The organism is Chryseotalea sanaruensis, assembly GCF_003990915.1.
GTDB classification, from domain to species: domain Bacteria; phylum Bacteroidota; class Bacteroidia; order Cytophagales; family Cyclobacteriaceae; genus Chryseotalea; species Chryseotalea sanaruensis.
In genome coordinates, this window is sequence record NZ_BHXQ01000002.1 from 436,111 (window position 1) to 448,204 (window position 12,094).

The 12,094-nt window shown below is 39.1% G+C and carries 7 protein-coding genes; 3 read left to right on the plus strand and 4 right to left on the minus strand.

Annotation, left to right across the window (positions count from 1 at the left end):
* Positions 1–15 precede the first annotated feature (15 nt).
* Both SanaruYs_RS06320 and SanaruYs_RS06325 read left to right on the plus strand, forming a co-directional pair.
* Complete coding sequence (locus SanaruYs_RS06320; RefSeq protein WP_127121682.1) at positions 16–1,524, plus strand: hypothetical protein; 1,509 nt, start codon at positions 16–18, stop codon at positions 1,522–1,524.
* Between the two features lie 88 nt (positions 1,525–1,612).
* On the plus strand, positions 1,613–2,224 hold the full coding sequence (locus SanaruYs_RS06325) for a YceI family protein (RefSeq protein ID WP_127121683.1): 612 nt from the start codon (positions 1,613–1,615) through the stop codon (positions 2,222–2,224).
* Here SanaruYs_RS06325 and SanaruYs_RS06330 read toward each other — a convergent pair.
* Positions 2,221–3,000, minus strand: coding sequence for a sulfite exporter TauE/SafE family protein (locus tag SanaruYs_RS06330; RefSeq protein WP_127121684.1), 780 nt, complete (start codon positions 2,998–3,000; stop codon positions 2,221–2,223). The genes SanaruYs_RS06325 and SanaruYs_RS06330 overlap by 4 nt on opposite strands.
* 21 nt (positions 3,001–3,021) lie before the next feature.
* Positions 3,022–4,776, minus strand: a complete 1,755-nt coding sequence (locus SanaruYs_RS06335) for a DUF4153 domain-containing protein (RefSeq protein ID WP_127121685.1) — start codon at positions 4,774–4,776, stop codon at positions 3,022–3,024.
* Between the two features lie 110 nt (positions 4,777–4,886).
* On the opposite strand from SanaruYs_RS06335, the gene SanaruYs_RS06340 reads away from it, so the two are divergent.
* Positions 4,887–8,069, plus strand: coding sequence for a WD40/YVTN/BNR-like repeat-containing protein (locus tag SanaruYs_RS06340; RefSeq protein ID WP_127121686.1), 3,183 nt, complete (start codon positions 4,887–4,889; stop codon positions 8,067–8,069).
* Between the two features lie 250 nt (positions 8,070–8,319).
* Here the strand turns inward: SanaruYs_RS06340 and SanaruYs_RS06345 are convergent, their stop codons facing one another.
* Both SanaruYs_RS06345 and SanaruYs_RS06350 read right to left on the minus strand, forming a co-directional pair.
* Entirely contained in the window at positions 8,320–9,564 is a 1,245-nt protein-coding gene (locus SanaruYs_RS06345) for a hypothetical protein (RefSeq protein ID WP_127121687.1), read from the minus strand.
* Positions 9,561–11,966 carry a DUF2339 domain-containing protein gene (locus SanaruYs_RS06350; RefSeq protein WP_127121688.1) on the minus strand — a complete coding sequence of 802 codons (2,406 nt, stop codon included), beginning with the start codon at positions 11,964–11,966 and terminating at the stop codon, positions 9,561–9,563. Before SanaruYs_RS06350 ends, SanaruYs_RS06345 begins: the two co-directional genes overlap by 4 nt.
* Positions 11,967–12,094: the final 128 nt, after the last annotated feature.

A 12,094-nucleotide genomic window follows, 5' to 3' on the forward strand; every position in this document is an offset into this window, starting at 1 on the left:
TAACCTTAATTATTTATGAAAACTATGATTTCCCGACTAAGCTCAATCATGATGATGGGTTTACTTTTTCTGGCGGGTACTGCCTTTGCGCAACAATCTGCCATACAATACTGGCGCCCCTACGACCAACGTGGTGTCAATATGTTCGAAACTTCTAAAAATGATACTGTCGTTTTTGAAGGTCTTAAAGTAAGATTTGGTGCTGGCTTTACCCAAGGCTATCAGAGCATGAAGCACAGCAACAGTGCGCGAGCTATCCTTAACGCAACAGGTGCTCCTACGTATACCGAAACTGCACCAGGTTCCGGCATATTCAACAATCCCGCGAACATTACTATTGCCAAAAACCCCAATGTTTCCGGGGGTTACATTGTCACTAATACTACAACCAGTGCAACAACTGCTTATGTCAACGCCAATCAATTGTATGCAATGAGTGGTGGTTTTCCACTTGCTCAAGCAAATCTTAATATTGATGTTCAGCTGGCTGATGGCATAAGTCTAAACCTTGTTTCTTATATGTCTTCTCACCACCACAATGAGTTTTGGGTTAAAGGTGGTTATTTAAAAATCGATAAGGTTGGTTTCTTAAACAGTGAATTCTTCGACAACATCTGGAAGAACCTTACTTTGAAAGTAGGTCACATGGAAGTGAACTATGGTGATGCGCACTTCCGTAGAAGTGATGGCGGTCATACACTTCAAAATCCTTGGATAGAAAACAACATCATGGATGCGTTTACTACTGAGATTGGTGCTGAGCTATACTGGCAGAAAAATGGCATACTCTTAATGGGTGCTTTCACTGATGGTGAAATACAAGGTAACATTTCAGATCCTCCACTACCAGGTGCAAAACGCAAACCATCACTTTATGGCAAAGTTGGTTACGACAAACAAATAAATGATGATCTACGTGTACGTTTAACTGGTTCCATATACACAACAAAATCTTCTGCTAGTAACACTATCTTCGGTGGTGACCGCACAGGCTCTAACTACTTATTTGTAACAGACAACACTGCTGCAACCATTACTACAGCTTATACATCTGGTCGCTTTAACCCTGGTTACCGCGATAATGTAACGGCCTACATGTTCAACCCCTTTGTAAAATTCGGTGGCCTTGAGTTCTTCGGTACTTATGAATACGCCTTCGGTAAAAATGCACTTGAAAATGGTGAAGGTTCTGCATGGGGATCTGAGGACTATGACAACCGTCAAACTCATCAAACTGCAGCCGAATTACTTTACCGCTTTGGTAAAAACGAAAATTTGTACATCGGTGGTCGTTACATCAAAGTAAGCTCTGTTCTACCTTTCGGACAATCTGCTGGTAACGCTGGAACACGCACACCAATTACAATCGACCGTACCTCTATCGGTGCTGGCTGGTTTATCACACGCAACGTGTTGGTGAAAGGTGAGTATGTAAATCAAAACTATGATGGCTACCCTACTACCGAAAGATTGTCTGGTGCTAACTTCAAAGGTTTTGTAGTACAAGGAGCTATCTCCTTCTAAGTTCAAGTAAACTCAAAATAATAAAGTTCCGGTTGATAGTATCAACCGGAACTTTTCATTTTTAAGAAGTTGTTCTACCTTAGTGATTATGCAACGCCTTATCTTCATTGCCTTTCTTTTTTTGTTTGCCTCATTCCGCAATGACGAACCCACGCCTTATCTAATCCATAAGCTCATTGTTCAGCCCAGCAGTACACTTACTATCGATGGCAAAACCAATGTTAACTCCTTTCGTTGTGCCATAACACAATATACAGGACGCGATACGCTTATAATACACGAGGGAAGCCCATTGCGTAAACCCCTTTTTGTTAAGGGCAAGGTTTCCTTGCAAGCCTCTCGTTTTGACTGCGGTATGCAAATGATGACGAATGATTTTAATACCACGCTTAAATCAAAACAATATCCTTACATCGTTATTGATTTTAAATCTTTTGAACACCTGCCCGATTACAGTAAAACAGAAGATAAATTCACTGGTACCATGACCATCTCTTTGGGTGGTGTTACTAAAGTTGTGGATGTGTTGTGTTCTATACAAACCAAATCAACAGGCCACATTCACCTAAGTGGCGGTAGACCTTTTCTGTTTTCAGATTTTAACCTGGAACCTCCGGATAAAATGATGGGCTTAATCAAAATTCAGCAAGAACTAATGGTTCAATTTAATCTGGTTTTATTATTGGACAACCATGGTTAGCTAAAAACATCAAAAGCAAAACGCACAATCGTTGCGCAAACAATCAATAAGAAAAATATTCTGATAAACTGGTTGCCTTTGAGCAATGCAAAACGAGTGCCCACAAAACCTCCCAGCATATTACAAGCCGCCATTGGAATAGCTAGTTCAATTAAGAAATGACCAGTGAAGGCAAAGTATAGAATAGAGGCTGCGTTAGTGGCAAGGTTAACAGATTTAGCATGAGCGCTGGCATGCATAAAGTCAAAACCCAATACACTGATAAACATCAACACTAAAAAACTGCCTGTACCGGGACCTATAAAACCATCATAAAAGCCTATGACTATTCCTGCTGTAATCCCACGAAAGAGCGAGTTTGAAAAACTTAAATCTTTTTCCTCATGCTGACCAAAATTCTTTTTTGTATAGGTGTAGATGGCCACGGCAATCAGTGCCAATAGAATAATGGGTTTAAAAGCTTCGTTGCTTATTTCTGTTACAAGCCTTAAGCCCAGCATGGCCGCACAAAAAGCGGATATGGCAATCCAAAGCAGCAGTTTCCATTTAATCTCAACATGCTTTGCATATTGATACAAAGAAACAGCAGTGCCCGAAAAAGATGGCAGCTTAGTCGTGCCCAACAAAGTGGCGACAGGATAATTCGGAAAAACCATAAATAATACAGGCGTTTGAATTAATCCTCCACCTCCTACAATAGCATCGATAAAACCAGCAGCAAAAGAAGCGAAACAGACAATGATAACAGCTCCCGTTTCATCTATTAATAGATCCATCCTATTTACTTAAATATGAATCTACTTTAGTAGAAGGAAACCTTGTAGGTTACTAATTTTTCTATCAGTTGTGTCTTTCTCATAATTTATCTGACGAATAATTAGTTTAGCTTGTTGACTATTCTGATTGATATTAATCGTAAGTTGATCTGTATCCATTTTGTTTCGAGTTTCAGCTTCTTCCAGCACCTCTATATTTTTAAAAACATTTAATAAGTCGATTTCATATAGGGTGTCGCCTATTTGAATCCTCACCATATCACCATCTTGTTCAATTGTTGATCCCCCAATTCTTGAATTATACCAGCTGATCGAAAACATCCTTGAGTAGCCTTCAATTAAAAAATCACTTGCTCCTGTTGATGCTTGGTAGTACTCAGTAAAATTATTCTTGTTTCTTGAATAGTACGACTTTAAACCCAGTTCTCTTCTCAACAATTCGGTGCCCGCATATCGTTTTGTGTATCTATTTTTAATGGTGTCTCGCTTTGCAATCGAGTCGTTCAACGATTGAGGCAGTATAGTTCGTAATGAAGCTGCTCCATAGCGCTCTGTCATAAAACGTAACTGAGTAATTGTTTCATTGCCTATACTATCCGGAATACTACTTGGCATGGGCTCAAGTTTATCGTCCTTCCAGCTACCCTGATCTTTAAAAAGATTAATCAGCCTATTGCGTTGTGAGTTTTCGGAAACGGAAGATGCGCTTTGTGGCCCCCATGCACTTAACAATGCTAAAACAGCTAGTGAAAAGGGTATAATTTTTATATTCTGCTGTTTTGAAAATAAAAAGTATAGCGTAATTCCTGTTAACCATGCTGCTAACACAAGTACAACATAGCGAAGCTCTGTTATGCCATAACTTTGAATGCGTACTACAATAGCCAAACATAATAATGGCAAGAGTGGCACCATTAAAATATAAAACAAACGACTATAGTTCTTAATCCAATTGTTGCCTTCACTGTGTCTTACGGGGTGCACCAGAAGAATTGATAATATCCCATAAACTGCATATCCTAATATTAACCAAGAGATAACGCCTTTAGGCAATGACCATTCAAGTAGTACTTTTCCCTCGTATAATAAAATAATGCAGAGGTAAATGGTCGCGAGCGGTATTAAAACGTACTGTGTGAAAATCTTTAATCCCTTAGGATAATCTTGTTGTAAATTTTCAAAATGGGTTGGAACACCCGCTAAAAAGAACACTGTATTGAAGAGACCTGCAATGACAACAAATAAGCGCAGGTAAATTTTTGAATCGAGATCTAAATCAAACAGAAAGTCGGTACTGCCAATGGCTATACATAAACCAATGTATAATACTCCGGAATACAAGCCCGCTGTAAGTATCCTTATAAATAATTGCTTATTGTATTCCCAAAAAGCTTCTATGCTGGTTTTAGGTGCAAAGGATACAAGTAAGTGAAATGCCACAATTAAAAAGCTATATCGAATTATACTTGTTTCTGCTTCTATTGGTGCTAGTATAAACCAACATAATACCAGCAATAATGCACCAAGGGTTTGTGTAATGGCACGCTTAGCTCTGGTGAAAGAATAACTCTCTGCCATTACGGTTAGCGATAAGAAAAGTGCTAAACCCAATACAGCGCATAAAATGAGGCGAAGCACCTGATCATCTGCATTGTCCTGCTCTATCTGCCACAGCAGAAGGCTTGTTCCAATTAATGCACAAAAAATTTCTAATGGGAAACGAAATATTGTTTGAGTGGTCGCTTCTTTAATTCGGGTTAATGATGGCCATTTCATTTTCGGTCAGTTTTTAATAAAGCTAATCTGGTTAAGATTCATTTTAAAGGTATGCTTTTACTATCTCTGTTAGAAATACTTTTTATCTTTCATGACTAATCCATAAACCTATGCGTAAAATTTTTCCTTTCCTGTTCATTTGTTTCGGTCTTGTGTTTTCTCTTGAGGCGCAGCGCACCAAGAATGCAACAGCAGCCAAAACAACTACTGTTGATAATACCGCAAACCTTAATGACTATTTAAAACCCGTTAAGTGGAGAAACATCGGTCCATTCAGAGGAGGGCGATCTGTTGCCGCTACAGGAGTTGTGGGTGATAATAATACCTACTACATGGGCACAACCGGTGGTGGTTTGTGGAAAACGGAAGATATGGGTGTGCAGTGGAAAAATATTTCTGACGGTTTCTTTAAAACAGGTTCTGTTGGCGCTGTTGCTGTTGCCGAAAGCGATGCTAACGTAGTTTACGTAGGTATGGGTGAACATGCAGTGCGCGGAGTTATGACACATCATGGCGATGGTGTTTATAAATCTACTGATGCTGGCATGACATGGAAAAAAATGGGGCTTGATTTAACACAGCATATTGCTCGTATCGTAATTGATCCTAAAAACCCTAACATTGTTTTGGTTGCTGCGCAAGGTCCTCTCTATGGCAATTCACCCGACAGAGGTGTTTATAAAACTACTGATGGTGGTGAGACATGGAAGAAAGTTTTATATGTAGATGATAAAAGTGGTTGTGTAGAACTCTCCATGGATGCCAGCAATTCTCGCATTTTATATGCTGCTATGAATGAATATGGTCGCTTACCATGGAAAGTAATCAGTGGTGGTAAAGGAAGTGGTTTGTACAAATCAACTGATGGTGGAGAAACCTGGAATAAAATACAAAAAGGTTTACCGGAGGAGTTGGGTAAAATGGCTGTAGCGGTAGCTCCTTCCAATTCAGAATTGGTTTATGTTCTGCTGGAGAGTAATACAGAAAAGCGATCCGGGGGACTTTTTGTTTCCCGTAATGGAGGTGAAAGCTGGAGTCGTGTTTCTTCAGATGCCCGGTTAACGCAGCGTGCTTGGTACTACATCGAATTATTTGTAGATCCCAATGATGAATATATGCTTTATGTTATGAGTGCTCCTGCTTTGCGGTCTATTGATGGCGGTAAAACATGGGAAGATATTTCTAACACCCATGGTGACTATCACAACCTGTGGATCAATCCGAAAAATTCAAAGAATATGATTGTAGCGGATGACGGTGGTGCTGCCATTACTTTTAATCGCGGACAGACCTGGTCGTCACAAAATATTTTTCCTACAGCACAATTCTATCGTATCAATGTCGATAATATGTTCCCCTATAATATTTACGCTGGTCAGCAAGATAATTCCAGTGTGCGCATAGCCAGTCGTGAGTTGGGTAGCGGTGGTATTACCACTGCCAGCTGGACTTACTCCGCAGGTGGTGAGAGTGCTTTCCTTGCCTTCGACCCAAATGATCCTCGCTATGTACTTGGTGGAAGCTACCAAGGCACGATAGAAGTACTAGATACTAAAGCCAGTGCCGCCACTAACATTATGGCGGCACCGCACCAATACCTGGGCATGGATGCTAAAGACATCAAGTATCGTTTCAATTGGAATGCACCAATCATCTGGTCGAAGCACGAGGCCAATACTTATTATCATGGTGCTCAGTATTTGTTAAAAACCAGCGACATGGGTTTAACCTGGAGAGAGGTTTCGCCTGATTTAACAAGAAATGAAAAAGTCAAGCAAGGAAAAGGTGGTGGCCCATACACAAATGAAGCTGTTGGTGCAGAAAATTATGGAACCTTGAGTTACGTAATCGAATCTCCCCAGGAAAAGGGAGTGATCTGGACTGGTAGTGATGATGGTTATGTACACATTACGCGTGATGGTGGTGCCAGCTGGCAAAATGTAACCCCTGTTGGTCTGCAAGAATGTCTAATCAATGCTATAGAAGTTTCTCCGCACAATCCCGCTACGGCATACATTGCCACCACGCGCTACAAGTTTAATGACCACACGCCTGGTTTGTATAAAACTACAGACTATGGTAAAAGCTGGACGAAGATTTCCAACGGCATTCCGACAAATGCATTTACACGTGTTGTTCGTGAAGACGATGTTCGCAAAGATCTTCTCTTTGCTGGTACTGAAATTGGTGTGTTCGTTTCTTACAATGGAGGTACCAGCTGGTCTCCTTTCCAATTGAATTTGCCTATTACACCGATCACGGATTTGCGCATTCATCAAAACGATTTGATTGCCGCCACTTCTGGTCGCTCGTTTTGGATTTTGGATGATCTCAGTCTTGTGCGTCAATATAATGTTAATAGTTCAGGTTTAGTCGTTTACAAACCTGAGTCTGCTGTATTGGCTAACGGTGGTAGTGAGTTAGATAAAACTAACCTTGACTTCAATGGCATGAATCCATACCGCGGTGTAAACCCCGCCAATGGTATTGTTATATATTATAACTTACCTGAGATTAAAGAAAAAGCCATTGTTAATCTGGAGATTAAAGATGCTTCAGGAAATATTGTGCGTTCCTTCTCGTCAATTCCAGATTCAACTTATCAGGAATATGACAGCGCGCCTCCTGCTGATCCGGTATTACCAAAAAATAAAGGACTAAACCGTTTTGTTTGGAACATGCGCTATCCTACTATGACCGGTATTCCTAACGTCTATATTGAGAGCAGTTTCAGAGGACACAAAGCTGTACCCGGAAAATATACCGTAACCATTAAGGCGGGTGAGTCAACTGCTAATGCTGAGTTTGAGATTTTAGCTAATCCACTTTATAATATTGATGCACGCACCTATCAGCAGTATCATACGGTAATGAGTGAAATGGAAAGTGAGTTGAATAAAATGCATAAGATGGTTAATACACTTTATAATAAACAAGTGCAGATTAATAAGCTATTGGCTTCCGTTAACCTTAGTGCTGAACTTAAAAAAGATGGTTTGGCTTTAGTAGAAAAAATAAAGGCGTGGGATGAGGAAATGATTCAACGCAAATCGCTTGCTTATGATGACGTTGAGAACTTCCCTAATAAATTCACTGCAAATTATCTGTTTATGATTAACCTAACCGAAAGTGATTTGCCGCGTGTTAATCAACCTTCTCTCGACAGACAAAAAGAATTGAATGCACAATGGAAGGTTCTTCAAAGTACTGGTACCGATTTGTTAGAAAAAGAGATTCCTGCTTTAAATGAAAAACTTTGGAAAGCAGGGATTGGAAGTATCTGGGAAAAATAAAATGATTTAGATTTTAATAAAGGCATTTGCTGAAGAAATTTCATTCCGCAAATGCCTTTATTTTTTTAGGGTCTTGAATAAAAAATTGAGATAATAATCATAGATAAAGTGAAATTTCAAATAACCTTACACCACAAATCTTCTTAACTTAAGATGGTTATTTCGAGAACTCCAATGAATCCATTTTTCCAACTGTCTAACGGCTCGAAGCTAGTAGCTCGAAACTAACAAACTTATTCCACAATACGTATTAATGTTCCGTTTTACCTGAATGCGTCTCGCGGATCAGCTTCACAGACATAAAGCCAAGCAGGGCCACAACTAAAATAATGGCCACCCAGATAATCATTCGATTCGTAAAAATTGTTGTGCTGGTTTGAGCCCCTTCCTTATTGAAAACTTTAAACTCTCCCAGATTTATTTGTGCTAGTTGTTTTGGAATTTCTCCTTGAAAATTAGCAAGGTCGTAGCTTGGCGATTTCATACTTGCCACCCCCATTTTTAACACATAATCTTCACCCTTTTTTAGCCATGCCACTAAATAGCGGCTGCGTTGTAGAAGTTGTGCCGATTCTAATTGCAAAGGTGGATTATCCTGATTGTCAATGATAATCATCAATTCACTTGAGCGCAACTCGTTCACATTAAGTATGGTGATCTGTTTAGAGCTTAGCTCCAAGTCATATTCCCACTGTAAAAAACTTTCTGGCTCGCCTTTCCTGTTTTTACTGTATTGCAAACTGTACAGGGATCCCCGTCTCACAAAATAAGGTTGTCCCGTCATTTCAATTTTTATTCTGTCAATTGTTCTGGTAGTATCAAGGCTTATCTTTATAAAGGTTTGCTTGCGCAGTACCGAGTCTGTAGCCTCTATTCTCAAATTCGGTATTGCTGTGAATTTGGCCTCCTCCGATTGTTGTTCGTAATAACCCGCACTTAGAATATTAAGGGGCGCACTACTCGAGTCGTCTATTTCAAGTTTATAAAATGTGTAGTTACTCAAAGGGAAGTCTACTATTTTAACCACCGTAGTATTATCCGGATTATTGATGGTATGCAGCGTAAATTGTTGTTTCAATGCAAACCAGTTCTCCTGATCATCACTGCCCAGTAAAGTAGCTTGTTTGCTTACTTCGGCATTTTTAATAGAGAGGCTGATGTTGTTAATGGGAAGGCTATCTGGATTTTTTAAAATAATTTCAGTGCAGCATTTTCTTACCTGCTTCTTCTCAACTATCTCGTAGGGTTTAAATTCTGCTGAGTAGTATTGAAGCGCTTCTTGCTGAAACAAATAAGGTACTTCGGTCTTCTGCTGAGTGTATATTCTGATATTGGAAAAGCCTGCATTAGTATAAGCACTTAATGCCGGACTAATATCAATTCTGTAAAAGCCATCCGTCTCAACAGATTGCAGTTTTGCTTCTGCGGTAAAATCCTGACCATATATTGAACCTGATGCAATCAGAATTGTAAAAAAAACCATTTTCAACTTCATATCTGATTCTTATTTTCTATTTGATCTGGAGCGGGCTCATCCATTAGAAGCATTTTCTTTAAGCGTTGATACATAAAGGAAACTACCAAGAGCAAAAGACCCAATGATATAAAGGCTGCTATTTTTCCACCTTCAGATATTCCCCGAATATCCACCACAAAGAGTTTAATGATGGTAATCAGAAATAGTGTTAGTGAAATTATTCTCAAATGTCGCTTCTTACGCTTTAGTCCGATCGCTATAAGTATAAATGAACTTAGCCCCCAAAGTATAGGATAGCCAATTTTATGATTCTGTATCAATATATGTTCCTGGTTATTGAAATCTGTTCCGGATAGCAATACAACGATGTGATCTAACTCTGCACTGGCTAGAAAAACAAAAAAGAAAACGTAGAACCAGGCATAAACATCCTTAGTTGTGTAATTAAACGCAGTCAGATTCCGCATCTTCTTTAAAGTTACTGCCGCTATGCCAATCAGTAAAGCAATTAGTATATAATGAAAATAGAAACCAGTACCGGGTAATGCTGTAAATAAGTAATCATGGCGTGCTGCCAATATATAGTCGTGATAATAAAATAGATATGCCAGCATAGCAAATATGCCCCAAAATGAAAAAGCTTCTTTTACTTTTTCTTGTGTTATCCATTTTCGTTCGAAAAGTAAAAGACATAAGATAAAGAACATGTTGTAAGTGCCTATCATTACATTTTGGGCTGCGTAACTAACCTCATAAAAAAAGAACTGATAGCGCATTTCCAGCAGTTGCGATATGTAAACAATTACACACAAAGCCACTTGTAATGCCGATCTATATGCGCTTACCCGTGTCTGGTTTTCCTCCTTCTCAAAACGTAATAGTAATAACGTGGCAATTATTGAGCCTATAGAAAATAAGCTAGTTATATATCCTTTGTTTAAAATAATGCTTAATCCTTCGCCACTATAATTGTTATAAATCAGCTCCCAATCCATAAATAAGCTGATTAACATAAGTCCCATTACAATAACAGAACCCAGTTTCATTAAACGGATACCAGATTTCTGCGATAGCCAAAGTAAAAGAACCGCTTCTGCTGCCCAGAAAAGTGTAATGTAGTTTCCTTCCAATTGCACCGGTGCGGCCAAACTGATAAAGGTGAGCACAAGCGCAATCAATAGATAAACAAGATTTTTATCCGCTTTAATTTTCTTATATAGTGTGTAGGCAAATACAAAGTTGAATAATGCGAGCAGCACCGTAAACAAGCCTCTATAATCAGTGCCCGTTTCATTGTCTAACAATGCCATACCCGCAGCATAATATAAAAAGGTATTACTTAAAAGTATCGTTATCTCAATTCCTTTAAAAGGTAAACGCTCTTTAAGGTTATTGATAATGTTCATTGCAAAGAATACCAGATAGAAAGCTGTAGCAAATAATAGTGCACCAAAAATCATCGATCCCTGCGCACTGTCGAACCTTGAACTAAGCCAGGAACCATAGAGCAAAACAGTAAGTGCGTAACAAATAATATTAACCAAATTCCACTTTTTGAAATATGCCAACACCAGCATGCCTACATCAAGAATTAGGATGTAAGTAAATAACACCACATAATTACCTTCTCCCGTACTAACCATAAAGGGTGAAGAAAATCCACCAAGTATTGCGAGCACAGCTAACTCAATACGGTTATAACCCAAAGAAAGTGCCACAGCAAAACCTGTTATACCCACCATGAGTGCGAAAGCAGCCGTTTGATTAAAAATATTGTACTCGTGAAATGCAATAGCGATAGTCAAATAAAGTACCGCTATTCCACCACCCACCAAAACAGAGCTGAAAGCAACAAAGGTTTGTCGTAAACGGTGGGCAACGCCTATCAATGCACCTCCGCAAAGAATGCCAATAAATACACGACCGATTTCATTGATCCAATCCTGATCGATAGCGTACTTAACAAAGAAACCTATACCTAAAACAAGTATGGCTATACCAATTTTGTTAGCCAGGTTTTCACCAATGAATTTTTCTAAGTCAGGGTTGCGTTCAAAGAAGTTTGGCTTTGGGGTCTTGGTAATTGGCACTGCAATTTCTTCAGCTAATTCTTTATCCTCTAACTCTTCAAATACAGGTTTAAGCTTTGGAAAAGCCTGTTCAATTTTTTCTTCGATTATCTCTTCCTTAGGTTTAGGTTCCGTAGGAATGATTGGAGGTACACGATGTTCCTCTGTCTTCTTTTCTGCAACAGCCTTCTTTTCTACTGATCTCTCTTTGTTGGTTGCCAACGATTCTATTTCAGTTTTCAGTCCATCAATCTTGTAATGGAGGGAACGCATTTCTGACGAAATCTTGCCATTAGTTTTGAAAACGACAATCAGAATGATAATCAGAGAAACGACAATCAGGAATTCCATAAATAAGGGATACTATTATAAATCATGACTAGCTTACAATATACAGCGGAAATGGCTTAGGTCAAGGTTTTTGGCCGTCCGTGCAACCTTTTGGTCTTTTCGAACGTCTAATGCCTAAGACTATTATG

Bases quoted from the DNA above. Each gene is read 5' to 3' on its own strand.
- SanaruYs_RS06330 (WP_127121684.1), bottom strand. From the start codon at position 3,000: ATGGATCTATTAATAGATGAAACGGGAGCTGTTATCATTGTCTGTTTC.
- SanaruYs_RS06340 (WP_127121686.1), top strand. From the start codon at position 4,887: ATGCGTAAAATTTTTCCTTTCCTGTTCATTTGTTTCGGTCTTGTGTTT.
- SanaruYs_RS06320 (WP_127121682.1), top strand. From the start codon at position 16: ATGAAAACTATGATTTCCCGACTAAGCTCAATCATGATGATGGGTTTA.
- SanaruYs_RS06335 (WP_127121685.1), bottom strand. From the start codon at position 4,776: ATGAAATGGCCATCATTAACCCGAATTAAAGAAGCGACCACTCAAACA.
- SanaruYs_RS06345 (WP_127121687.1), bottom strand. From the start codon at position 9,564: ATGAAGTTGAAAATGGTTTTTTTTACAATTCTGATTGCATCAGGTTCA.
- SanaruYs_RS06325 (WP_127121683.1), top strand. From the start codon at position 1,613: ATGCAACGCCTTATCTTCATTGCCTTTCTTTTTTTGTTTGCCTCATTC.
- SanaruYs_RS06350 (WP_127121688.1), bottom strand. From the start codon at position 11,966: ATGGAATTCCTGATTGTCGTTTCTCTGATTATCATTCTGATTGTCGTT.